This window comes from Pseudomonas sp. 25 R 14 (genome assembly GCF_900004755.1).
GTDB lineage: Bacteria > Pseudomonadota > Gammaproteobacteria > Pseudomonadales > Pseudomonadaceae > Aquipseudomonas > Aquipseudomonas brenneri.
This window is the reverse complement of sequence record NZ_CVTS01000024.1, coordinates 122,157-144,771: the sequence shown is the minus strand read 5'-3', so window position 1 is coordinate 144,771 and position 22,615 is coordinate 122,157. Positions and strand designations below refer to the sequence as shown.

Sequence of the window (22,615 nt, the reverse complement as noted above, 5' to 3'; positions counted from 1 at the left end):
TTGAAGATTTCGATTATCACCGTTTCGTATAATAGTGAGAGCACAATACGGGATACCATCGACTCGGTGTTAGCTCAGACCTACCCAAATATTGAATATATTATTGTTGATGGTGCTTCCAAAGATAATACTATGGGCATAGTCTCTGAGTATTCCGGATCTATTGCAAAAGTCGTCAGTGAACCGGATAAAGGAATATACGATGCCATGAATAAGGGTATCGCATTGGCGACAGGGGATGTTGTCGGTATTCTAAATTCGGATGATTTTTACGAAAATACTACCGCCTTAGCAACAGTTGCGGCGGCGTTTACAAAAGATCCTGCTAGCGCTTTGGTTTATGGAGATGTGGTTTTCGTCGAGCCGGATAACCTTCAACAGGTAACCCGATTCTATAGCGCTGCTCATTTTCGGGCCTGGAAGCTGCGGTTTGGCTGGATGCCGCCCCACCCAGGTACTTTCATACGGTCGACGGTTTATCGTGATGTTGGCCCCTATTCATTACTGTACAAAATATCGGCTGACTACGAAATGTTTGTGCGGCTGCTATTGGTCAAACATTTGCAATATAGCCATATCAATCAAGTGCTAGTTCGGATGCGTTCTGGTGGCGTGAGCACATCGGGTGTTAGAAGCAGTTTACGTCTTAATCGTGAAATTGTTCAGGCCTGTCGTCGTAATGGTATTTATACCAACTTACTCATGGTTTTGAGCAAGATACCATTCAAGCTTATGGAGTTTGTCAAGCGCTCAACGTCGGGTGGGCGATGACACATATTTTTGTAACCGGTGCGACAGGCTTTCTTGGGGGGCATCTAATTCGCCACCTCCATCAAGAGCACAACTATGATCTTTCTGCGTCGGTTCGCAGTGTTTCTACGGCAACACTGCCTGAAGGTGTAAATACCCACCGGGTGGAGGGGATGGGGGCGGATACTGCGTGGAAAGTCGCGTTGCAGAGCGTCGACGTGGTTATTCACTGCGCCGCTCGCGTTCACGTAATGGATGATACCTCTATTGATCCGTTAGCCGAATTTCGCAAGGTTAATGTCGAGGGCACTTTGCGTCTGGCTCGTGAGGCGGTTGAGGCCGGCGTCAAACGTTTTGTTTTTATCAGCTCTATCAAAGTCAACGGTGAAGAAACATTGCTTGGCGCACCCTATACGGCTGATGACACTCCTAAGCCAATGGATCCCTATGGAGTCTCCAAAATGGAGGCTGAAAGAGGTTTGATGGAGCTTGCCAAGAAGGTCGATATGGATGTGGTTATCATTCGTCCGGTGCTGGTTTACGGTGCGGGGGTAAGGGCGAATGTCTTGACCATGATGCGTTGGTTGAGTAAGGGCATACCGCTGCCGCTGGGGGCCATTCACAATCGGCGGAGCCTTGTGGCTTTGGATAACCTCAGCGATCTCATAGCCACCTGCGTCTGGCACCCAGCTGCAGCAAATCAAGTATTTCTAGTCAGTGACGGGGAAGATCTTTCCACCACCGACTTGCTGCGGCGTATGGCTTTATCCTTAGGTACCTCTGCTCGACTTTTACCGGTTCCTGCCGGTCTATTGAAGATTGCGGCCACGCTCATCGGAAAATCGAGCTTTTCTCAGCGTCTATGCGGCTCACTGCAAGTTGATATCAGCAAGACTCGCCTGCTTTTAGGGTGGAGTCCACGTGTTAGCGTCGATAAGGGATTGGCTGTGACAGCCCAGCACTATTTGGAACAAACTAAACGATGAACTTCATTTGGTGTTTACCGGTGTTGGCCGGGATTTCTTTGTTTTTGACTTGGTTGCTTCGCCGCTATGCTTTGGCGACGAGCTTGATTGATACGCCTAACGCACGCAGTTCTCATACTATCCCCACACCTAGGGGCGGAGGAGTTGCGATTGTCCTCTGTTTTTTAATGGTTGTGCCTGTACTGGCATGGGCTGGTCTGATCCAGTGGTCATGGGCGTGGGCTTTACTCGGCGCGGGAGTTGCGATTGCTGCGCTGGGTTTCCTGGATGACCATGGCCATATTCCTGCTCGATGGCGTTTACTTGGCCATTTTTCAGCCGCAGTTTGGGCGCTGTTTTTCTTGGGCGGTTTCGCACCTACTCATATTTTTGGTTTTATTGTTGATTTGGGTTGGTTTGGCCATTTTTTTGCCGTCCTCTATCTTGTGTGGTTACTAAATCTCTATAACTTCATGGATGGTATCGACGGGATCGCCAGCGTTGAAGCTTTGTGCGTTTGTCTCGGTATGTGCGCCATTTATTGGCTTGTAGGATATGAAACGCTGATATGGGCACCCCTGTTGTTTTGTATGGCCGTCCTGGGCTTTCTTTACTGGAATTTCCCTCCAGCTCGCATTTTCATGGGCGATGCGGGTAGCGGCTTCATTGGTATCACCTTAGGCATTTTTTCCATCCAGGCTGCTTGGGTATCACCTCAGTTATTCTGGGCATGGCTGATTATGCTGGGCGTCTTTATCGTTGATGCGACATTCACACTGGTTCGCCGGATTCTGCGCGGAGATAAAGTCTATGAAGCTCATCGTAGCCACGCCTACCAGTTTGCTTCTCGCCATTTTGGCAAGCATCGCCCAGTGACATTAGCTGTGGCATTTATCAATGTTTTTTGGCTGCTGCCAATTGCATTTGGCACGGTTCTTCTGGGCTTGGATGGAGCGTTGGCGATTTGTGTGGCGTACGTACCTCTAATCTTGCTCGCCATCAGGTTCAATGCTGGGGCGTTGGAAAAGTGAAGTCTTAAGTTTTGGGTTGAATGTGCTTGAGATAAGTTATCTTGACGCTTCCGTGATCCAGATTTTGTTTTTATGCAGTGCGTTGTGAGCTAGGAGGTAAATGTGGATAGGATACGAGCTTTATTGTTGGGCCTGCCTCGTAAACATAAACGGCTTATCCAGGTTTTAACTGACGTTGTACTGGTATGGCTGGCTCTTTGGGCAGCATTCCTCGTACGCCTTGGCATCGACGAAATGATCAACCCCGTCAGAATGCATTTCTGGCTGTTTATCGCGGCACCCATCATTGCAATTCCCCTATTCATCCGCTTCGGCATGTATCGCGCCGTAATGCGCTACTTCGGCAACGATGCGCTGATCGCCATTATCAAGGCCGTCAGCCTTTCATCGTTGATACTGGCGGTGGTGGTGTATTGGTATAGCAACCACCAGAACGTGGTGCCTCGCTCGATCATCTTCAACTACTGGTGGTTGAGCACGATCATGATTGGCGGGCTTCGTTTGGCGATGCGCCAGTACTTTCTCGGCGATTGGTTCACTGCTGCGCAGCACGTGCCATTTACCAGTCGTGACAATGGCCTGACTAAAGTGGCGATTTATGGTGCTGGTGCTGCTGGCAATCAACTGGTTGCGGCCTTGCGCATGGGGCGGGTAATGCGCCCGGTGGCCTTTATCGACGATGACACGAGCATTTCCGATCGCATTATCTCGGGCCTTCAGGTCTACAAGCCCAAACATATCCAGCGCATGATTGACGCAACAGGGGCCGAGGAAATCCTCCTGGCGATCCCTTCGTCCAATCGTGGTCGCCGTCGTGAAATCCTCGGGTTCCTGGAGGGCTATCCGCTGCACGTGAGAAGCGTCCCAGGTTTCATGGATCTGGCCAGTGGTCGAGTCAAGGTCGACGATATCCAGGAAGTCGATATCGCCGATCTGCTGGGACGTGATGCCGTCCCCGCCCAAGGCGAGTTGCTGGAGCATTGCATCAAGGGCCAGAGTGTCCTGGTTACGGGGGCTGGTGGCTCCATCGGTTCTGAGTTATGCCGGCAGATTCTGTCTCTGCGTCCCACGACACTGTTGTTGTTCGAGCACAGTGAATTCAATCTTTACAGCATTCTCTCGGAGCTTGAGCAGCGGATCGTTCGCGAGTCGCTGCCAGTCAAGCTGCTACCTATCCTGGGGTCGGTGCGCAATCAGTCCAAGCTGCTGGATGTGATGAAAACCTGGCATGTAGATACGGTCTACCACGCTGCCGCCTACAAGCATGTCCCGATGGTCGAACACAATATTGCTGAGGGTGTGTTGAACAATGTGATCGGCACCCTGAACACGGCTCAAGCTGCGCTGCAGTCGGGCGTTGCCAACTTTGTCCTGATCTCCACCGACAAGGCTGTGCGTCCCACCAATGTCATGGGCAGTACCAAGCGTCTGGCCGAGCTGACGTTACAAGCCCTGAGTCGTGAGCTGGCGCCGGTATTGTTCGGCGACAACGCCAATATTTCCCGGGTCAACAAAACCCGTTTCACCATGGTGCGCTTCGGTAATGTGTTGGGTTCCTCGGGCTCGGTGATTCCGCTGTTTCACAAGCAAATCAAGTCCGGCGGGCCTCTGACCGTGACCCATCCGAAAATCACGCGCTACTTCATGACCATCCCCGAAGCTGCGCAGTTGGTCATTCAGGCGGGCTCCATGGGGCAGGGTGGTGATGTGTTTGTGCTGGACATGGGCGAGCCGGTGAAGATCGTTGAACTGGCCGAGAAAATGATCCACTTGTCCGGCCTTAGCGTACGCTCCGACAAAAATCCCCATGGCGACATTGCCATCGAATTTTCTGGATTGCGCCCTGGGGAGAAGCTCTACGAAGAGTTGCTCATCGGTGACAATGTTGTCGCGACCCAGCACCCGATGATCATGAGTGCCAACGAAGATCACCTGCCATGGGATGTACTGAAGGACAAGCTGACTCAATTGCTCGCGGCAGTGGAAGCGGACGACTACAACCGCGTCCGCCAGCTCTTGCGCGATACCGTCAGCGGTTATGCCCCAGACGGTGAGATCGTCGATTGGATCTACCAGCAACGTCGCTTGGAGCCCTGAGTTAACACCCTGTAACTCACCCATTTTTGACTATCCCCCCACATCACCTAAGTTTGAAAGGCAGCTTCGGAAAGCTGCTTTTCCCACTGATGTCATGGAGCGTCTCTAATGCGTAAATCCGTTTTATCCTCCCTGGTTTTCGCCGTCCTAACCAGCCTGTCAGTCGCGGCCTTAGCCGCCCCATCGGCCAAGCCCGAGGCGCCAGTGCCGGTAGGGGCCCAGGTAGACAAAAGCGAACAGCCAACCCCAAAAATCAACCTAAACGCAGCCGACGCTGAAACCCTGCGCCGCGATTTGTTCGGCATTGGCGCAGCCAAGGCCAAGGCGATCATCGCTTATCGCGAGTCCAATGGATCGTTCACGGCGGTAGATGAGTTGTTGGAAGTGAAAGGGATCGGTAAGTCACTTCTGGAGAAGAATCGCGACAGGCTGGAGGTTAAGTAATCAACGCAGGAGGCCGGTCATTGACCGGCCTTTTTTGCGTCAGCAGTGGCTGTATTGATCCCGGTCTTCAGGCTTTCCCGCACGACGTCGAGTATGCGTGTCGCCAGTTCCGGATTGTCGACACTACGCGCCAGCACCAAGGCGCCTACCAGTGTCGACATGATCACCAGGCTTTGTTCGTCCGCGCTGGGGCTGGCCAATGCGGTTTCGATTTGCTTGAGTCGGGCGTCGAGGACTGCATCGGTGGTGGGGCTTTGTTGCCCGCGCTGGCCCAGTTCCGATGACATGGTGGGCAACGGGCAGCCTTGATCGGGGGATGTGTGATGCCACTCGGACAAGTAGCTGTCGATGAAGGCTTCCAGCGGTCGTTCCTGGCTGAAGAGCATTTCGCAGTGGGCGTCCAGTTCGGTGGCGGCGGCTTGCAGGGCCTTTTCCACCAGTTCGTCCTTGGATTTGAAGTGGGCGTAGAACCCGCCATGGGTCAGGTTCAGGGCTTTCATCAGGGGTTGCAGGCCGGTGGCGCCGATGCCGTCGCGGCGAAACCGGACCGATGCCTCTTTAATGATGCGCTGGTGGGTTTGAGCTTTGTGATTTTGCGAGTAGCGCATGAGAGGCCCCTCTGAAACATTGGGCCATATTAACCAAGGTCGGGTGCTGTTTCTCGGTTGTATTACAAAATACCTGAACCGATTCGCCTGGCGTGCTGCCGGTCAAGGTCAGCACGGGGCGTTTGCTTCAACGATCCTGCGCGTCCTTGGCGTCCGCTTGAGCATTGCGCTCGGCGACACGTTTGCGTTGTTCGTCGGTCAATTCCACTTTGTTGGCGCTGTCACGCAGCATCATCAAGCCACCAACGATCGAACCGATGGCGACCACCATGATCAACCAGGCATACCAGGGCATAGGGCTCTCCTTGAGGCCGACTGCCATGGGGAAGATTCCCCACGGCACTATCAGCTTTGAGTGACGACGTTCGTCAGTCGTTCCATTGTAGGCCCGTTCTGCCTCGCTGGTTTAGAGCCCGGTCAACATGGCATCTGCCGGTGCATCGGCGCGGTCTTGGGCGGTCAGTTGGAAGTAGATGAAGCCTGCAGCCATGAACCCGAGGAAGATCAGGCCGATCAAGGTGTTGAACCACGCCATGGCCACCAGGCACACCAGTGCGAGGATCAGCGCGATGGCCGGCACGACGGGGTAGCCCGGTGCGCGGAAGGTGCGCTCCAGCAGCGGTTCGCTCTTACGCAGCTTGAACAGGCTGAGCATGCTCATGATGTACATGACGATGGCGCCGAACACGGCCATGGTGATCATTGCGGCGGTGAGGGTCATGCCGCCGAGGTTGATCAGGCCATCGCTGTAGATTGCGGCGATGCCCACCACGCCGCCGGCAATGATGGCCCGATGGGGTGTCTGGAAGCGCGACAGTTTGGCCAGGGAGGAGGGCAGGTAGCCGGCGCGGGCCAGGGCGAAGAACTGGCGCGAGTAGCCGAGGATGATCCCGTGGAAGCTGGCCACCAGGCCAAACAGGCCGATCCACACCAGCATATGCAGCCAGCCGGAGTTTTCGCCCACCACGGTTTTCATCGCCTGGGGCAATGGGTCGTTGATGTTCGACAGGGTGCGCCAGTCACCCACGCCGCCAGCAAAGAACATCACGCCCATGGCCAGGATTACCAGGGTCAGGATGCCGCTGATATAGGCCTTGGGAATCGTGCGTTTCGGGTCCTTGGCTTCTTCGGCGGCCATGGCGGCGCCTTCGATGGCGAGGAAGAACCAGATGGCGAAGGGGATCGCCGCAAACATCCCGGCAATCGCCGGGGCGCCAAAGGTGTCGGAGCCCGCCCAGCCGTTGAGGGCGAAATTACTGAAACTGAAGGCCGGCGCGACCACGCCCATGAACACCAGCAGTTCGGCCACGGCCAGTACACACACCACCAGTTCGAAGGTTGCGGCCAGCTTGACCCCGAGGATATTCAACCCCATGAACACGAAGTACGCCCCGACCGCCGCGTGTTTCGGGTCCAGGGCCGGGAATTGCACATTCAGGTAGGCGCCAATGGCCAGGGCAATGGCCGGGGGCGCGAAGACGAACTCGATCAAGGTGGCTAGCCCGGCGATCAACCCACCTTTTTCTCCAAAGGCCCGGCGGCTGTAGGCAAACGGCCCTCCTGCGTGGGGAATCGCGGTGGTCAGTTCGGTGAAACTGAAGATGAAACAGGTGTACATGGCGGCGACCATCAACGACGTCACCAGAAAGCCCAGCGTCCCGGCTACGCCCCAGCCATAGCTCCAGCCAAAGTACTCGCCGGAGATCACCAGCCCCACGGCAATGCCCCACAGGTGCAAGGTGCCCAAGGTGGGTTTGAGTTGTGTGTTCATTGTGCTGCTCCCTGAACGGTTTGGAATGTTTCAGGACATTGCAGCGGCCATGCCAGCCTGGAGATTTACGTCGTAAAGCGCTTTGCCTGTCGCCCGGGGGATGGTTTGGCGTTTGAATAGGCCGGTTTGTGCACCAGGGTAGGGCGGTCGCGTCTGGGCTGACGCTTTCGCGAGCAAGTCGAATCGTCGCACCGCCGCTCCCACATTCGACCGCATTCACACAGGATAAACGAGGTCAAATGTGGAAGCGGGCTTGCTCGCGATGAGGTCCTGCCAGCCGCCATACTGTTACTGTAGAGCCACTCTTTACGCCCTCTTTACGCCCCCTCCACCCCCTCGCCCTCGTTCCTTTACGCCACTCCTGCGGACAATGCCCCCATACGCGGCAGTCGCCGTATGACGGAGAAACTTCCATGAGTGTTCTGGACGGGGTGTCACTGCTATTGGCCGTGGCGCTGTTCATTTATCTGCTGGTTGCGCTGTTGCGCGCGGACCGGGGTTAGGAGCGGCTATGCACAGTTATGACTATTGGCTGATCATCGCCTTCTTCGCCGTGGTGCTGGTTCCGGCGCCATTTCTGGGGCGGTTCTACTACAAGGTGATGGAAGGGCAGCGCACCTGGCTTACGCCGGTGTTCGGGCCGGTCGAGCGCGTTTGTTATCGCGTGGCTGGGGTCGATGCGCAACAAGAGCAAAGTTGGCAGAAGTACACGTTGGCCCTGCTGGCCTTCAACCTCGCCGGATTTTTACTCCTCTTTGCGATCCTGCTCTTCCAGGACTACTTGCCCCTCAACCCGCAGCAATTGCCCGGGCAGGAGTGGACGCAGGCGTTCAACACCGCGGTCAGTTTCATGACCAACACCAACTGGCAGTCCTACAGCGGTGAGGCGACTCTCAGCTACCTGAGCCAGATGGTCGGCCTGACCGTGCAGAACTTTGTCAGTGCGGCCACCGGCCTTGCCGTCCTCGTCGCCCTTTGCCGTGGGATTGGTCGCAAGTCCGCCAGCACCTTGGGCAATTTCTGGGTAGACATGACCAGTGCCACCCTCTACGGCCTGCTGCCGTTGTGCCTGGTACTGGCGCTGTTTCTGGTCTGGCAGGGCGTGCCGCAAACCTTCGCTCATTACGTTGATGCATTGACCCTGCAAGGCATCGACCAGGTGATCCCGCTCGGCCCGGCTGCCAGCCAGATTGCGATCAAGCAACTGGGGACCAACGGCGGTGGCTTCTTTGGTGTCAACTCGGCGCACCCGTTCGAAGATCCGACGGCCTGGGCCAACCTGTTTGAAGTGGCGGCGATCATCATGATCCCGGTGGCGCTGGTGTTCACCTTTGGCCACTACGTCAAGGACCTGCGCCAGAGCCGCGCGATCCTCGGTTGCATGCTCGCGCTGTTCCTGATTGGCGGTGCGGTGTCGTTGTGGTCCGAGTACCAGCCCAACCCGACCCTGAACAACCCGGCCGTCGAGCAGACTGCACCGCTGGAAGGCAAGGAAGCACGCTTCGGTACCACCGGCACGGTGCTGTGGTCGGTGACCACCACGGCGGCGTCCAACGGTTCGGTCAACGGCATGCAGGACAGCCTCAACCCCCTGAGCGGGATGGTGGCGCTGGTCAATATGATGGTTGGCGAGGTGATCTTCGGCGGCGTCGGCGCCGGCATGTACGGCATGTTGCTCAACGTGTTGATCGCGGTATTCCTCGCCGGCTTGATGATTGGCCGCACCCCGGAATACCTCGGCAAGAAACTCCAGGCCCGGGAAGTGCAACTGCTGGTGGTGACCCTGCTGGTGATGCCCGTAGGCGTGCTGGTGCTTGGCGCAATTGCCGCCAGCGTGCCGGCTACCGCCGCGACCATCAGCAACCCTGGCCCCCATGGTTTCAGCCAGTTGCTGTACGCCTACACCTCGGCCAGTGCCAACAACGGCTCGGCCTTTGGTGGTCTGGGCGCCAACACACCGTTTCACAACCTGATGCTCGGGTTGGGCATGTTGATCGGGCGCTTTGGCTACATCCTCCCGGTACTGGCCCTGGCCGGCAGCCTGGCGATGAAGAAAAGCGCACCGATTGGCCAGAACAGTTTCCCGACCCATGGCCCGTTGTTCGTGACGTTGTTGACCGTGACCATTTTGCTGGTGGGCGGCCTGACGTTCCTGCCGACGCTGGCACTGGGCCCTATCGCTGAACACCTGAGCATGGGCTTCTAAGGGGTATGAACATGAATATGCCTGTAAACAATGCCGCTCCGGTCAAGACCCAGGAGCCGGCGAAAACCGCGATCTCCGCCCTGTGGCGCCCGGCGCTGGTCCAGGCGTTCGTCAAGCTGGACCCGCGCCAGTTGAAGCGTTCGCCGGTGATGCTGGTGGTCGAGTTGACCGCAATCCTCACCACCGCGCTGTGCCTGGTGCCGGACAGCAGCGTGCCGACCTTTGTCGCGGTGCAGATTGCCCTGTGGCTGTGGTTCACCGTGCTGTTCGCCAACTTCGCCGAAGCCTTGGCCGAAGGTCGCGGCAAGGCCCGCGCCGACAGCCTCAAGGCCGGCAGTGAGGGCCTCAGCGCTCGGCGTAAAGAGGCCGATGGCAGCTTCAAGGTGGTGCCCGCCACCAGCCTGCGCAAAGGTGATGTGGTGCGAGTTGCGGCCGGGGAAATGATCCCAGGCGACGGTGAAGTCATCGAAGGCATCGCGGCGGTCAACGAAGCCGCGATCACCGGTGAGTCCGCACCGGTCATCCGCGAATCCGGCGGTGACCGCTCGGCCGTCACCGGCAATACCCGGCTGGTCTCGGACTGGCTGCTGATTCGCATCACCGCCAACCCTGGCGAGTCGACACTGGACCGCATGATCGCCCTGGTCGAAGGCGCCAAGCGCCAGAAAACCCCCAACGAAGTGGCGTTGGATATCCTGCTGATCGGCCTGACCCTGATCTTCCTGCTGGTGGTCGTGACCTTGCAGCCGTTCGCCCATTTCGCCAATGGCAGCCTGCCGCTGGTGTTTCTGGTGGCACTGCTGGTCACGCTGATTCCGACCACCATTGGTGGCCTGTTGTCGGCCATCGGCATCGCCGGCATGGATCGCCTGGTGCGCCTCAACGTGATCGCCAAGTCCGGTCGCGCCGTGGAAGCGGCGGGGGACGTGCATGTGCTGTTGCTGGACAAGACCGGCACCATCACCTTCGGTAACCGGCGCTGCGCTGGCATCTATGCTGCGCCTGGCGTCAACGGCAAGGAGTTGGCCGAAGGTGCGCTGCTGGCCTCGCTGGCGGACGATACGGCCGAAGGCAAGTCCATCGTCGAATACCTGCGTGCCCTGCATCCGTACACCGAGCCCTCTGTGCAAGAGCTGACCGGTGTGCCGTTCAGCGCCGAAACGCGCTTGTCCGGTGTGGACTATCAAGGCCGCGTCTACCGTAAAGGCGCTGTCGATTCGCTGCTGGCCTTTATCGGCCAGAAACGCCAGGACCTGTTGCCAGCGCTGTCGCGGGAAATCGACAAGATCGCCCAGAGTGGCGGCACCCCGTTGCTGGTGTGCGCCGACGGCAAATTGCTCGGCGCGATTCACCTCAAGGACGTGGTCAAGCCCGGTATTCGCGAGCGCTTTGCCGAGTTGCGCAAGCTGGGGATCCGCACGGTGATGGTGACTGGCGACAACCCATTGACCGCCGCCGCGATTGCCGCCGAAGCGGGTGTGGATGATGTGCTGGCGGAAGCCACGCCGGAGAAGAAACTGGCGCGCATCCGCCATGAGCAGAACGACGGGCGCCTGGTGGCCATGTGTGGCGACGGTGCCAACGACGCTCCGGCCCTGGCCCAGGCGGATGTCGGCATGGCGATGAATGACGGCACCCAGGCGGCACGCGAGGCGGCGAACATGGTCGACCTCGACAGCGACCCAACCAAGCTGCTGGACGTGGTGCAGATCGGCAAGGAATTGCTGGTGACCCGAGGCGCGCTGACCACCTTTTCGATTGCCAACGACGTGGCCAAGTACTTCGCGATCCTGCCGGCGCTGTTCGCCTCGATCTACCCGCAACTGGGCGTGCTCAACGTGATGCACCTGAGCAGCCCGCAGAGCGCGATTCTGTCGGCGATTGTGTTCAACGCGCTGATCATCGTGGTGCTGATCCCCCTGGCCCTGCGCGGTGTGCGGGTGCAGGCAGCGAGTGCGGCGGCGTTGCTGCGGCGCAACCTGCTGATCTATGGCGTGGGTGGGCTTTTGGTGCCGTTCGCCGGGATCAAGGCGATCGACATGCTGCTGACTGCGCTGCACCTGGTCTGACCCAACCCTGTAGGAGCCGGCAGCCGGCTCCTACAGGTCACGAATCAATTGAGGAAGATGAAATGTCCAGTACGATCCGTCCGGCCATAAGCCTGTTGGTACTGATGACCCTGATCACTGGCGTCGCCTATCCGCTGGTGGTGACCGGCGTCGCCCAGGTCGCTTTTCCCGACCAGGCCAATGGCAGCCTGGTGCGTGATGCCGAAGGCAAGGTGCGCGGTTCCAGCCTGATTGCCCAGCAATTTTCCGGTGACCGCTGGTTCCACTCGCGGCCTTCGGCAGGTGCGTTTGCCACTGTATCGAGCAGTGCCAGCAACCTGGGCCCAAGCAACCCGGCGCTGGCGACGCGGGTGTTCGAAGACGCTGGCAAAATCCAGGTCCCAGGCCAGGGACCAGTGCCACTGGCACTGTTGACTACCTCCGGCAGCGGTCTTGATCCACACTTGCCACCGCAGGCAATTGCCTATCAACTGGCGCGGGTAGCGGCGGCGCGGCAGTTGCCGGTGTCGACCCTGGAGCGCTTGATGGACGAGCATATCGAGCAACCGCTGGTGGGGCCGCCGGTGGTGAATGTACTGGCGCTGAACATGGCGCTGGAAAAGCTGTAACTCCCTGTAGGAGCGAGCTTGCTCGCGAAAAACCTGAGGGCGCCGCGTTTATCCAGGATGAATGCGGTGCACTTGAGTTATTCGCGAGCAAGCTCGCTCCTACAGTGGCTCTATTGACCTTGAGAGACCTTTGCACATGAGTGACTCCGGCCGCGCCGATGCCCTTCTAGCCGACCTACCCAAGCACGGCCGTGGCCGGCTCAAAGTATTCCTCGGCGCCGCCCCTGGAGTGGGCAAGACCTACGCGATGCTCCAGGCCGCCCACACCCAACTGCGCCAGGGCGTCAAAGTGGTGGCCGGGGTGGTCGAGACCCACGGCCGCGCCGAGACCGAGGCCTTGCTGGGTGGCTTGCCCCAGCAGCCACTGCTGCGTTCGGAATACCGCGGGGTGATGCTCGAAGAGATGGACCTCGACGGCTTGCTCGCCACCAAGCCCAAGTTGGTGCTGGTGGACGAATTGGCCCACAGCAACGCCCCGGGCAGCCGCCACGAAAAGCGCTGGCAGGACATCCAGGAACTGCTTTCCGCCGGCATCAACGTGTTCACCACGGTCAACGTCCAGCACCTGGAAAGCCTTAACGATCAGGTGCGCGGCATCACCGGCGTGCAGGTGCGCGAAACCCTGCCGGATTGGGTGTTGCAGGAAGCCGATGAGTTGCTGCTGATCGACCTGCCATCGCGCGAGCTGCTGGAGCGCCTGCGCGACGGCAAGGTCTACGTGCCGGAGCAGGCGCGCGCCGCCATTGATGCGTTCTTTACCCAGACCAACCTTATGGCCCTGCGCGAGTTGGCGATGCAGACGGCTGCCGCCCACGTCGATGACGATTTGGCCCAGGGCTATCGGCAACTGGGCCAGGCCGCTCCTACCGTGCGCGGGCGCCTGCTGGTGGGGGTGGACGGCGATGCCGAGGCCGAGCGCCTGGTACGCCACGCCAGCCGTGTGGCCCAGCGCCGGCATTTGCCCTGGAGCCTGGTACATGTGGACAACGGCCGGGTGCGTGACGAACAGTCTCGGTTGCGCCTGCAAAACGCCCAGCAATTGGCCGAGCGCCTGGGTGGCGAAGTGGTGTTGTTGCGTGCCGGCGAGGTGGCCAAGACGTTGATCCAGCACGCCGCCGAACGTCGTGCCAGCCTGGTGCTGGTCGGGCAGTCGCGCCCGCGCTGGTGGCGCAGGATCTTCGGTGGCGGCTTGGCCGCGCGCTTGTTGCGCAATGCCCGGGGCCTGGAAATCAACGTCCTCGACAGCGATGGAGCACCCGCCGCACCGCGCTTGCCCGATGTACGTGGCCTGGTCTGGTTCGACTACGCCTTGGCGCTGCTGGCGACCGTGCTGGCCAGTGCGTTGGCGTGGGGCGTGTCGAGTATCTTGCCGCTGCCCAATATCTCTCTGGTGTTCCTCGCAGCGGTGCTGCTGGTGGCGGTTCGCAGCAGCCTGGGCCCGGCATTGGCTTGTGCGGCGCTGTCGTTCCTGACCTATGACTTTTTGTTTATCCCGCCGAATTTCTCCTTCGCCATCCAGCGTGAAGAAGATGTGCTGACGCTGTTGTTTTTCCTGCTGATGGCGGCGCTCACCGGCAACCTGGCTGCGCGCCAGCGTCGGCAATTGCAGGCCCTGCGCGACACCCAGGAAGAAACCAGCGAGCTGCTCGACCTGTCGCGCAAACTCACCGCCGCCACCGACCGCCAGGCGGTGATCAGCGCAGCGGCCCATCATCTGCAGGGGTGGAGCGATTTGCAGCTGTGCCTGGTCAATCGCGACGGGCCCAGTGAGTGGAAGGTCGAGACCGGTGGCCCGATCACCTTCACCGAGGCCGAGCGCGCCGCCGCCGACTGGGCCTGGCAGCACGACCAGCCGGCAGGCATGGGCACCGGGACCTTGCCATTTGGGCGTTGGTGGTGGTGGCCGTTGTCCGCCGAAAATGGTCCGCTGGGCCTGCTCGGTGTCAGCCCCAAGGCCGGCCTGGAACTCAGTGGCCAACGCCGGCGCCTGCTCACGGCCTTGAGCCAGCCATTGGCCCAGGCGCTGGCCCGTGCTCAGTTGGCGCAGAATCTGGAGGCGGCCCGTTTGCATGGCGAGACCGAACAACTGCGCAGTGCCTTGCTGGCTTCGGTGTCCCATGATTTACGCACGCCGCTGACCTCCATGCGCGGCAGCATCGACAGCCTGCTGGCCCTGGGCGAAGCCATTCCCCTGGAAGATCGTCGCGAACTGCTGGAAGGCACTCGCGATGAAGCCGAGCGCCTGGACCGCTATATCCAGAACCTGCTGGACATGACCCGTCTCGGCCACGGCGCCTTGAAGCTGGCGCGGGACTGGGTGTCGCCCGGTGATATCGTCGGCAGTTCCCTCGGCCGTTTGCGCGCGGTGCTGGCGCCGTTGCAGGTGAGCACCGATGTGCCGGCCGAGTTGCCATTGCTGTATGTACACGCCGCCTTGATCGAGCAGGCGCTGGTCAATGTCCTGGAAAACGCCGCGCGCTTTTCACCGCCCCATGGCCGCTTGCAACTGCGTGCCGGCGTGGCGGACCAGGCGTTGTTTTTCTCGGTCAGTGACGAAGGCCCGGGGATTCCCGAGGAGGAGCGAGCGAAGATTTTCGACATGTTCTACACCGCTGCACGCGGCGACCGGGGCGGCCAGGGCACCGGGCTCGGTCTGGCAATCTGCCAGGGCATGGTCGGTGCCCACGGCGGGCATATCAGCGTGACCGAGGGCATCGAGGGGCGGGGCACGTGCATCACTTTGTTCCTGCCGTTGCAGGCGCAGCCAAGCCTGGACAGTGAAGCGTGATACCCGGTGCGCTACTCTTATCTTTTTTTAGCGATTGTGACGGAACACCATGAGCCAGACTGCGACGATTTTGGTCATTGATGACGAGCCGCAGATCCGCAAGTTCTTGCGCATCAGCCTGGCCTCCCAAGGCTACAAAGTGCTGGAGGCCGGAACCGGTGCCGAAGGACTGGCCCAGGCGGCATTGAACAAACCGGACCTGCTGGTGCTGGACCTGGGCCTGCCGGACATGGACGGCCAACAGGTGCTGCGCGACTTGCGCGAATGGTCGACGGCCCCGGTGCTGGTGTTGTCGGTACGTGCCAGCGAAGGGCAGAAGGTCCAGGCACTGGACGGAGGCGCCAACGACTATGTGACCAAACCGTTTGGCATCCAGGAGTTCCTGGCCCGGGTCCGTGCGTTGTTACGCCAGGCACCTGCTGGAGAAGCCCAACAGGCGGCCCTGCAATTTGGCCCGTTGACGGTGGACCTGGCCTATCGCCGGGTGTTGCTGGACGGGGCCGACGTGGCCCTGACCCGCAAGGAATATGCCGTGCTGGCGCAACTGGCACGCCATCCCGGCCGGGTGATCACCCAGCAACAGTTGCTCAAGGATATCTGGGGGCCGACTCACACCGAAGACAGCCACTACCTACGGATTGTGGTGGGGCACTTGCGTCAGAAACTGGCGGATGACCCGACCCAGCCGCGGTTTATCGTGACCGAGGCAGGGGTGGGGTATCGGTTGTTGGGGGCTGAGGGCTGAGGGAATGTGGTTGCTGGGCCGGCCTCATCGCGGGCAAGCCCGCTCCCACATTTAGATCTGTGAATACATTCAAGTGTGGGAGCGGGCTTGCCCGCGATAGGGCCCCAAGCCCCAGCGAAGATCTCAACTCTGCTCACTCTCATACCGATCCAGCGTATCACTGGCAATCTCGCGCCCCAGCGCGATCAATTCCGGAGCCTTGTAGAACTCGAAGAACCGGCACACCCGCTTTGGCACGTTGATCAGCACATCCGGCGGATAACCGGCGATCTTGTACTGCGCCAACGATGTCTGCATCACCTCGAAACTCTGGTTGATCAAATCCAGCAGCGACGCCGGCCCGACGTTGTCGATGATGAACGAGCCGGTAGCGGATTTCGGTGTGCCGGCAGCTTCCGGTGCGGCAGCCGGTTGCTGGGCCTCAGGCTCGGCGCCTTCGAGCCATGGATTGATATCGGCGGCTTGCGCCTGTAGTGCTTCCTGCTCCAGCAGCAACAAGTTCTCGGCTTGTTTGCGCCGAAACGGCAAGTGCGAGCCCAATGAACGCACCAGGCTGTCGAAGCGGCTTTTAAACGCCGGTGGGCGCTGGATCACCGGCAGTTTGTAATGCTTCTGGTTGGTGGCGTTGAGGTTGACCGCAATGATCAAGTCGCAATGGCTCGACACCACCGGCACGATGGGTAACGGGTTAAGCAGGCCGCCGTCCACCAGCATGCGGTTGCCTTGCATTACCGGAGTAAACAGGCTGGGAATCGCCGCCGAGGCCCGCATGGCCTGGTGCAGGCAGCCTTCCTGGAACCAGATTTCCTGCTGGTTGGTCAGGTCGGTGGCCACCGCCGTGTAGGGAATGCGCAGGTCCTCGATATTGATCTCGCCGACGATCTTGCGGATCTGCCCGAAGACTTTTTCGCCGCGTATCGCCCCCAGGCGAAAGCTCACATCCACCAGGCGCAACACGTCCAGATAGTCCAGGCTTTCGATCCAGTTCCGATAGTCTTCAAGCTTGCCTGCCGCATAGACCCCGCCCACCACCGCACCCATGGAGCAGCCGGCGATACAGGCGATTTCATAGCCGCGTCTTTCAATCTCTTCGATCACCCCGATATGGGCATAACCCCGCGCACCGCCGGAGCCCAGGACCAATGCAACACGTTTTTTCATGACCGGATCCTTCGCAAAACAGCTGTCCACAATGCACCCATCGAGGGGGCTGCTTCAATCCTAGCTGACAAGAGTGATTATTTTCAGAAGCCGAGCTATTTGCTCGGGTATGCTTTGACCATCGGCGCTGGGCATTTCAGGCTGTGTGATAAGGCACTTTTCGATGTAGGCAACGTCTACATCCCACGACTGTTTTCTTTTCTTGAGGTGTCATTGATGAAAGCCTGGATGTGTTTGCCTGTGATCGTACTGGCCTTGGCCGGTTGTGCTGGTAAAACGGCCTATCGCGATAGTTGTGGCAGCCAGTTGGATTCTGCCTGGCGTGAGCTGGACTTGGCCAAGGCTGAAGGTTTTGCCGGGACGGTCAGCTATTCCAAGGCCCTGTCGTTGCTGACCGGTGCCAAGACCCAGCAACAATTCGAAGCGTTCGAAGGGTGCGCCAGTAAAGCGGAAAAAGCCCGTTTCTATATCCGTGAGTCGCGCGCCGGGCGTTGATCCGAGTCAGCGCAACACGCCGGGGTAGTGGTTAAGGTGGTTCCAGGCGCCTGTTTTGCGCAGGCGTATGGACGTTGTTTAACAGGGGAAGCAGCATGTCGGCGTTGGTGGATCAGTTGGTCGCCCAGGTCATTGGCCTGGAAGTCGGATTGTTGAGTTGCCAGGCGCGCCTGGCGGCGGTGACCGATGACGAGGCGTTGCACGACTTGCGCACCACCGTGCGGCGCTTGCGCAGCTTGTTGCGGCCCTTGCGCGGGCTGCCCGGTGTCGAGCAACTGGAAGCGGCCGCCAGCGCGGTCGGCCAATTGACCACGCCACTGCGCGACCGTGAAGTGCTGGCGGCGTACTTGCAGCAGCACGGCTATCACGAAGCTGCGGCGCGGCGCCTGCGCCAGCAGCCACAAACCTATCGACAGGTGGCGCACAGCCCGCAACTCGCACACCTGCTGCTGATCCTGGATGCCTTTCCCCGCTTTATCCGCGCGTCCGATCACCAAAAATTGCTCAAGGGGCTGCAGGCGCGCATCGAAAAACGGTTGGCCAAGCAGTGGCAAACCCTCGATGAGGCCCTGCACGATCCCGGTCACGACCGTCATCGCCTGCGCTTATTGATCAAGCGCGTCCGTTACGCGGCCGAGGCTTATCCGCAATTGGGGCAATTGCCGGCCAAGGCCATGTCCCGTCTCAAGTCCGCCCAAGGCGCGCTGGGGGATTGGCATGACTGCTGGCAATGGCTGGCGCAGGCCGAACATCAGGCGGATCTGCAACCTTGTGTTGCGGTCTGGCATCGCACCATGGCCCAGGCCGAAGGCAAGGCCGATCGGGTGCTGGATAAGCTGGCGGCGGAGTGTTTCTGATCCGGCGGCTTATCTGTCCGGTTTTTTGGCCGGAATAAGCGCTGTACCTGACTGGCACGCTGGTTAAGATCGCACAATCGATTTTCTTGATGTGAGGTCGCCATGCGCTTTAGTGATTTGCTCGACGCCGCCCGTAATAACCCGTTGGATGTGTCTATCCCGGCCGAGTGGGCCCAGGGCCGCGCCACGTTTGGCGGGCTGGTCGCCGCTTTGCAGTACGAAGCCTTGCGCGCCCAGGCGCCGGCAGACCGCCCGTTGCGTTCGCTGGCCGTGACCTTTGTCGGGCCGGTAGCGCCAGACGTATCGGCCAGCTATCAAGTGGAAGTGCTGCGCGAAGGCAAGGCGGTCAGCCAGTTGCTGGGGCGGGTGGTGCAGGGCGGTGAAGTCATGACCCTGGTCCAGGCCAGTTTCGGCGCATCGCGCCCTTCGGAGATCGATGTGCAGGCGTTGCCGGCGCCGACCTTCAAGCATTGGGACGAGTGCCAGGAACTGCCGTATATCAAAGGTGCGACCCCCGAGTTCATGCGTCACCTGGCGATGCGCTGGAGCGTCGGCGGCTGGCCGTTCACCGGCAACAAGTCGCGGGACATGGGCGGCTGGGTACGTTTGCGTGGGGATGTGAAGGAAGAACCCTTGACCGAAGCGCATATCCTCGCGTTGGTGGATGCCTGGCCGCCGGCCCTGTTACCGCATCTGAAGCGGCCTGCAGCGGGCAGCACCCTGACCTGGACCATCGAGTTCATCCAGCCGCTGGCGCAGTTGACGACCCTGGACTGGTGCCAGTACCACGTCGAGATCGAGCATGCCCGTGATGGCTACGGCCATGCCGCTGCCAAGCTATGGGGGCCTGACGGCCAGTTGATCGCCATCAGCCGTCAGACCGTGGTGGTATTCGCCTGAGCGGCCTTCAGTGGCGGTGGCGCTGACGCCAGGCTTGCCACCAGCCGCCACTGAGGACAAAGCGCGGAAAAGTCACGAACTGCTCGACCAGCAGGCGCTGTACCGCATCTTTACGATCACTGAACGGTTCGCTGGCCTGGGCTTCCAGGCTATGGCCATGGCGTTGCAGCGCCAGGCCGGCCAACACGCCGATCACGCCGATGGCAAAGCTGGCCAGGCTCAGGCTGAACACCCCGGACACAATCAGCAGAAACCCGACGATGAACAGCGGCACGGCAATCAGGTGCAGTACCAGATTGGTTGGGTGCTGATGATTCTGCGGGTAGGCGCGCCATTGCCAGGCCGGGAGATTGGGGTGACGTTTACCCATGATGATAAATCCTCTGTCCATTGATACTCGATGAGCAGAGTTTAGGTTGGGCGGGCAGGGTCGGCGAATTGGTGTTGGCTATGGGGGTTATAGCGATTTGATGGGATCCGCCAACGGCAAGCGTTGGCTGATCGGCAGGCAAACTTCACAACTTCAGTTGACCGATCGCCTTGTTCAACTCGCCGGCCAGGGTCGCCAGCTCGTTGCTGGTGGTCGCGGAATCCACGGTCTGTTGCACGGTGTTTTCCGTGACATCACGAATGCTCACCACTGCGCGGTTCATCTCTTCGGCCACGTGGCTCTGCTGTTCGGCGGCCACCGCAATCTGCGTGTTGCTCTCGCGCATCTGCGCCACGGCGCTGGTGATTTCGGCGAGTGAGGCGCCGGCTTCCTGGGCTTGCTGTACACAGTCATCTGCCTTGAAGGAGCTTTCCTGCATAAAGTCCACCGCGTCCCGGGTGCCGGCCTGCAGGGCCGAGACCATGCGAGTGATCTCATCGGTGGAGCTTTGTACGCGCTTGGCCAGGTTGCGCACTTCGTCGGCGACGACGGCAAAGCCGCGGCCCATTTCACCGGCGCGGGCGGCTTCGATGGCAGCGTTGAGGGCCAGCAGGTTGGTTTGTTCGGCGATGCTGTGGATCACGCCGACCACGCCGTTGATCTTCTGACTGTCTTCGGCCAGCTTCTGGATCATCTCTGCGGTTTGCTGCACGCCGGTGGACAGCCCGGCAATCGAGCGCTGGACCCGGGTCACCACTTCCTGGCCGCTGCCGGCCAGGGTGTCGGCAGTCTGCGACAGGTCGCGTGTGGCGCCGGCGTGTTGGGCTATGTGATACACGGTGGCGGTCATTTCATTGATCGCGGTGGCAGCCTGGTCGGTCTCGCTTTGCTGGCCGAGCATGCCGTGCTGGACCTCGTTCATGCTGCTGGCCAGGCGCGCGGCACCGTCGTCCAACAGTTTGGCGGTGCGCGCCACGGTACTGACTACCCGCTGGTAGCCGGCCTGCATGGCGTTGAACGCGCTGGCCATCTGCCCGACTTCGTCCTTGCACGCCAGGGGCACCCGAGCCGAGAGGTCACCGGTTTTTTCTACGTGCAGCATCACGTCTTTCAAGGTGTTGAGTTGGGCGAGCAAAAAGCGGATCAGCAACTGTGAGGCGCAGAGCATCGCCAGCATCAGGATCAGCACCGCTACCGCGTAGTGGGTGAAGCGTTCGGTAAACACTTGGCTCAAGCTGGGTGTATAGGCCAGGACGGCGACTTGCTGGCCGTCGGCGCGGGAGATGACTTCGGCGCCCAGCAACGGGTTTTCGCCGAACAGCGGCATAGGGTTGAACTCGACCCAGCCATTGGCCTCGCTGAGGGCGGACAGGTCCTGGTCTGCCAGTTCGGGCGCCAGGCCCCGCTGGAACACCAGCCAGTGTTCATCCTTGGGCAGCGCCTGCCCCGCCGGCCATGCGCCGAGCAAGCGGCCCTGGGCTTGTGCCGAGGCTTGGGAGGCATGGCTGCGGGCCTGTTGCTCAAGGTGCACGGCATACAGCACCAGCAGCAGCGTGGTGATGAAAGCGACCGCATTCACGGCCCAGAATTTGTACTTCAGCGAGATATTGCTAAGCCAGGCACCCATGGAAGGTTTTCTCTGATAGCGGAAACAGTTTTGGCAAGGTGCCATTATTGTGCCGCTATTCGAAAAAAGGGTGTTGATGTGGGTCAATGCGCCGCGTCAATCCAACGCAGGCAGGCCGAAAAACGCGCGGGCGCAGGCGGTGCTGTGTTGTGCCAGGTCTTCCAGGCTTTCTTCGCGGTGCTGGGCCACTTCACGCAAGACTTCCGGTAAATAGGCGGGTTCATTGCGCCCGTTCTTGGGTTTGGGACGCAGGGTGCGCGGCAGCAGGTAGGGTGCGTCGCTTTCCAGCATCAGGCGGCCTCGGGGGATTTCCCTGACAAGCGGGTGCAGGTGCGTCCCACGCCGTTCGTCACAGATCCAGCCGGTGATACCAATATGCAGGTCAAGGTCGAGGTAGCTGAACAGGGCGCGCTGCTCGCCGGTGAAGCAGTGCACCACGGCGGCGGGCAGATGATCGCGGTAGTCGCGCAGGATCTCCAGCAAACGCTGATTGGCGTCGCGCTCATGGAGAAACACTGGCAATTGCAATTCGACGGCTAATGCCAGGTGGGCTTCGAGGACTTTTTCCTGCTGGGGCCGTGGTGAGAAATCACGGTTGAAATCCAGCCCGCATTCACCCACGGCGCGTACCCGGTCCTGGCTGAGCAGGTCACGCAGTTGCCGGGCGCTGTCGGCGTTCCAATCGCTGGCGCTGTGGGGGTGAATGCCCGCGGTGGAGAACAGCCGTTGGGCGCTTTCATCCCAACGCTGGCACAGTTCCAGGGCCTGTTCGCTGCCTTGCACACTGGTGCCGGTGACAACCAATTGGCCCACGCCGGCGGCATAGGCGCGGTCGAGCACGGCCTGGTGTTTGTCGTCGAAACTGGGGTTGGTCAGGTTGACGCCAATATCAATGAGTTGCATGGTGCTATCTCCGCCTGCGGCCGGAAAGTCTATCAGAGCTGTAGATTTATAAGAAAAACCTAGAACTACAACGAGTTATCGCTGTCTTTGAACTTCGCAAGTAACACCGTGGTTGGCCGATGAGCTGCTGCTGTGACACCCTTACGCCCAAAGTCTGCGCCTCTGGCGCTCTGTTTCTGTCCCCCAATGTGACGTTTTCCACGGTGCATGGGGCCTTGTT

At 59.9% G+C, this 22,615-nt stretch carries 21 protein-coding genes; 14 read left to right on the top strand and 7 right to left on the bottom strand.

Annotated elements, in window-relative coordinates; genetic code table 11:
• The 5 genes from BFQ03_RS05050 to BFQ03_RS05030 all read left to right on the top strand — a co-directional run bounded on the left by BFQ03_RS05050 (position 1) and on the right by BFQ03_RS05030 (position 5,287).
• The gene (locus tag BFQ03_RS05050; protein WP_065942610.1) at positions 1–771 is read left to right on the top strand and encodes a glycosyltransferase family 2 protein; all 771 of its coding nucleotides are present in this window, start codon (positions 1–3) and stop codon (positions 769–771) included.
• Positions 768–1,736 (top strand): UDP-glucose 4-epimerase family protein, encoded by a 969-nt coding sequence (locus BFQ03_RS05045; protein WP_065942609.1) that lies wholly within the window; start codon positions 768–770, stop codon positions 1,734–1,736. Before BFQ03_RS05050 ends, BFQ03_RS05045 begins: the two co-directional genes overlap by 4 nt.
• Positions 1,733–2,746 carry an MraY family glycosyltransferase gene (locus tag BFQ03_RS05040; protein ID WP_065942608.1) on the top strand — a complete coding sequence of 338 codons (1,014 nt, stop codon included), beginning with the start codon at positions 1,733–1,735 and terminating at the stop codon, positions 2,744–2,746. Before BFQ03_RS05045 ends, BFQ03_RS05040 begins: the two co-directional genes overlap by 4 nt.
• A gap of 102 nt (positions 2,747–2,848) precedes the next feature.
• A complete protein-coding gene (locus tag BFQ03_RS05035) occupies positions 2,849–4,843 on the top strand; it encodes a polysaccharide biosynthesis protein (RefSeq protein WP_065942607.1) in 1,995 nt (664 codons plus the stop codon).
• A gap of 108 nt (positions 4,844–4,951) precedes the next feature.
• Complete coding sequence (locus BFQ03_RS05030) at positions 4,952–5,287, top strand: ComEA family DNA-binding protein (RefSeq protein WP_032863118.1); 336 nt, start codon at positions 4,952–4,954, stop codon at positions 5,285–5,287.
• Positions 5,288–5,304: 17 nt separating this feature from the next.
• On the opposite strand, the gene BFQ03_RS05025 is transcribed toward BFQ03_RS05030, so the two are convergent.
• From BFQ03_RS05025 to eat, 3 genes are all read right to left on the bottom strand, one after another.
• Entirely contained in the window at positions 5,305–5,895 is a 591-nt protein-coding gene (locus BFQ03_RS05025; protein WP_065942606.1) for a TetR/AcrR family transcriptional regulator, read from the bottom strand.
• 127 nt (positions 5,896–6,022) lie between these two features.
• The gene (locus tag BFQ03_RS05020; protein WP_003172675.1) at positions 6,023–6,190 is read right to left on the bottom strand and encodes a DUF2897 family protein; all 168 of its coding nucleotides are present in this window, start codon (positions 6,188–6,190) and stop codon (positions 6,023–6,025) included.
• A 111-nt stretch (positions 6,191–6,301) separates the two neighbouring features.
• Positions 6,302–7,666 carry an ethanolamine permease gene (gene eat / locus BFQ03_RS05015; RefSeq protein WP_065942605.1) on the bottom strand — a complete coding sequence of 455 codons (1,365 nt, stop codon included), beginning with the start codon at positions 7,664–7,666 and terminating at the stop codon, positions 6,302–6,304.
• A 413-nt stretch (positions 7,667–8,079) separates the two neighbouring features.
• Here eat and kdpF point away from each other — a divergent pair, with 413 nt between their 5' ends.
• From kdpF to BFQ03_RS04985, 6 genes are all read left to right on the top strand, one after another.
• A complete protein-coding gene (gene kdpF, locus BFQ03_RS05010; RefSeq protein WP_032863112.1) occupies positions 8,080–8,169 on the top strand; it encodes a K(+)-transporting ATPase subunit F in 90 nt (29 codons plus the stop codon).
• 8 nt (positions 8,170–8,177) lie between these two features.
• Positions 8,178–9,872: a potassium-transporting ATPase subunit KdpA gene (gene kdpA / locus BFQ03_RS05005; protein WP_065942604.1), complete on the top strand. Its 1,695-nt coding sequence runs from the start codon at positions 8,178–8,180 to the stop codon at positions 9,870–9,872.
• Positions 9,873–9,877: 5 nt separating this feature from the next.
• Positions 9,878–11,941 (top strand): potassium-transporting ATPase subunit KdpB, encoded by a 2,064-nt coding sequence (kdpB, locus tag BFQ03_RS05000; protein ID WP_065942603.1) that lies wholly within the window; start codon positions 9,878–9,880, stop codon positions 11,939–11,941.
• 62 nt (positions 11,942–12,003) lie between these two features.
• The gene (kdpC, locus tag BFQ03_RS04995) at positions 12,004–12,549 is read left to right on the top strand and encodes a potassium-transporting ATPase subunit KdpC (RefSeq protein ID WP_032863105.1); all 546 of its coding nucleotides are present in this window, start codon (positions 12,004–12,006) and stop codon (positions 12,547–12,549) included.
• A 136-nt stretch (positions 12,550–12,685) separates the two neighbouring features.
• Positions 12,686–15,337: a sensor histidine kinase gene (locus BFQ03_RS04990; RefSeq protein ID WP_065942602.1), complete on the top strand. Its 2,652-nt coding sequence runs from the start codon at positions 12,686–12,688 to the stop codon at positions 15,335–15,337.
• 49 nt (positions 15,338–15,386) lie between these two features.
• Complete coding sequence (locus BFQ03_RS04985; RefSeq protein ID WP_065942601.1) at positions 15,387–16,082, top strand: response regulator; 696 nt, start codon at positions 15,387–15,389, stop codon at positions 16,080–16,082.
• 123 nt (positions 16,083–16,205) lie between these two features.
• On the opposite strand, the gene BFQ03_RS04980 is transcribed toward BFQ03_RS04985, so the two are convergent.
• Entirely contained in the window at positions 16,206–17,243 is a 1,038-nt protein-coding gene (locus BFQ03_RS04980) for a patatin-like phospholipase family protein (RefSeq protein WP_032863100.1), read from the bottom strand.
• A 216-nt stretch (positions 17,244–17,459) separates the two neighbouring features.
• On the opposite strand from BFQ03_RS04980, the gene BFQ03_RS04975 reads away from it, so the two are divergent.
• The 3 genes from BFQ03_RS04975 to BFQ03_RS04965 all read left to right on the top strand — a co-directional run bounded on the left by BFQ03_RS04975 (position 17,460) and on the right by BFQ03_RS04965 (position 19,495).
• The gene (locus BFQ03_RS04975) at positions 17,460–17,738 is read left to right on the top strand and encodes a hypothetical protein (RefSeq protein WP_065942600.1); all 279 of its coding nucleotides are present in this window, start codon (positions 17,460–17,462) and stop codon (positions 17,736–17,738) included.
• Between the two features lie 95 nt (positions 17,739–17,833).
• Positions 17,834–18,595, top strand: coding sequence for a CHAD domain-containing protein (locus tag BFQ03_RS04970; protein WP_065942599.1), 762 nt, complete (start codon positions 17,834–17,836; stop codon positions 18,593–18,595).
• 102 nt (positions 18,596–18,697) lie between these two features.
• Positions 18,698–19,495: an acyl-CoA thioesterase gene (locus tag BFQ03_RS04965; protein WP_065942598.1), complete on the top strand. Its 798-nt coding sequence runs from the start codon at positions 18,698–18,700 to the stop codon at positions 19,493–19,495.
• 7 nt (positions 19,496–19,502) lie between these two features.
• On the opposite strand, the gene BFQ03_RS04960 is transcribed toward BFQ03_RS04965, so the two are convergent.
• The 3 genes from BFQ03_RS04960 to BFQ03_RS04950 form a co-directional block, all read right to left on the bottom strand.
• Positions 19,503–19,865 carry an Mpo1-like protein gene (locus tag BFQ03_RS04960; RefSeq protein ID WP_032863091.1) on the bottom strand — a complete coding sequence of 121 codons (363 nt, stop codon included), beginning with the start codon at positions 19,863–19,865 and terminating at the stop codon, positions 19,503–19,505.
• A 145-nt stretch (positions 19,866–20,010) separates the two neighbouring features.
• Complete coding sequence (locus BFQ03_RS04955; RefSeq protein WP_065942597.1) at positions 20,011–21,492, bottom strand: methyl-accepting chemotaxis protein; 1,482 nt, start codon at positions 21,490–21,492, stop codon at positions 20,011–20,013.
• 96 nt (positions 21,493–21,588) lie between these two features.
• Positions 21,589–22,395 (bottom strand): TatD family hydrolase, encoded by an 807-nt coding sequence (locus BFQ03_RS04950; protein ID WP_032863087.1) that lies wholly within the window; start codon positions 22,393–22,395, stop codon positions 21,589–21,591.
• Positions 22,396–22,615 lie beyond the last annotated feature (220 nt).

What these genes read in the sequence shown, in the direction of transcription:
- BFQ03_RS04955 (WP_065942597.1), bottom strand. Translation starts at nt 21,492, where the DNA reads ATGGGTGCCTGGCTTAGCAATATCTCGCTGAAGTACAAATTCTGGGCC.
- BFQ03_RS05045 (WP_065942609.1), top strand. Translation starts at nt 768, where the DNA reads ATGACACATATTTTTGTAACCGGTGCGACAGGCTTTCTTGGGGGGCAT.
- BFQ03_RS05030 (WP_032863118.1), top strand. Translation starts at nt 4,952, where the DNA reads ATGCGTAAATCCGTTTTATCCTCCCTGGTTTTCGCCGTCCTAACCAGC.
- BFQ03_RS04960 (WP_032863091.1), bottom strand. Translation starts at nt 19,865, where the DNA reads ATGGGTAAACGTCACCCCAATCTCCCGGCCTGGCAATGGCGCGCCTAC.
- BFQ03_RS04950 (WP_032863087.1), bottom strand. Translation starts at nt 22,395, where the DNA reads ATGCAACTCATTGATATTGGCGTCAACCTGACCAACCCCAGTTTCGAC.
- BFQ03_RS04980 (WP_032863100.1), bottom strand. Translation starts at nt 17,243, where the DNA reads ATGAAAAAACGTGTTGCATTGGTCCTGGGCTCCGGCGGTGCGCGGGGT.
- kdpB (WP_065942603.1), top strand. Translation starts at nt 9,878, where the DNA reads ATGAACATGAATATGCCTGTAAACAATGCCGCTCCGGTCAAGACCCAG.
- eat (WP_065942605.1), bottom strand. Translation starts at nt 7,666, where the DNA reads ATGAACACACAACTCAAACCCACCTTGGGCACCTTGCACCTGTGGGGC.
- BFQ03_RS05020 (WP_003172675.1), bottom strand. Translation starts at nt 6,190, where the DNA reads ATGCCCTGGTATGCCTGGTTGATCATGGTGGTCGCCATCGGTTCGATC.
- BFQ03_RS04970 (WP_065942599.1), top strand. Translation starts at nt 17,834, where the DNA reads ATGTCGGCGTTGGTGGATCAGTTGGTCGCCCAGGTCATTGGCCTGGAA.
- kdpC (WP_032863105.1), top strand. Translation starts at nt 12,004, where the DNA reads ATGTCCAGTACGATCCGTCCGGCCATAAGCCTGTTGGTACTGATGACC.
- BFQ03_RS04985 (WP_065942601.1), top strand. Translation starts at nt 15,387, where the DNA reads ATGAGCCAGACTGCGACGATTTTGGTCATTGATGACGAGCCGCAGATC.
- BFQ03_RS04975 (WP_065942600.1), top strand. Translation starts at nt 17,460, where the DNA reads ATGAAAGCCTGGATGTGTTTGCCTGTGATCGTACTGGCCTTGGCCGGT.
- BFQ03_RS05040 (WP_065942608.1), top strand. Translation starts at nt 1,733, where the DNA reads ATGAACTTCATTTGGTGTTTACCGGTGTTGGCCGGGATTTCTTTGTTT.
- kdpA (WP_065942604.1), top strand. Translation starts at nt 8,178, where the DNA reads ATGCACAGTTATGACTATTGGCTGATCATCGCCTTCTTCGCCGTGGTG.
- BFQ03_RS04965 (WP_065942598.1), top strand. Translation starts at nt 18,698, where the DNA reads ATGCGCTTTAGTGATTTGCTCGACGCCGCCCGTAATAACCCGTTGGAT.
- BFQ03_RS05025 (WP_065942606.1), bottom strand. Translation starts at nt 5,895, where the DNA reads ATGCGCTACTCGCAAAATCACAAAGCTCAAACCCACCAGCGCATCATT.
- BFQ03_RS04990 (WP_065942602.1), top strand. Translation starts at nt 12,686, where the DNA reads ATGAGTGACTCCGGCCGCGCCGATGCCCTTCTAGCCGACCTACCCAAG.
- kdpF (WP_032863112.1), top strand. Translation starts at nt 8,080, where the DNA reads ATGAGTGTTCTGGACGGGGTGTCACTGCTATTGGCCGTGGCGCTGTTC.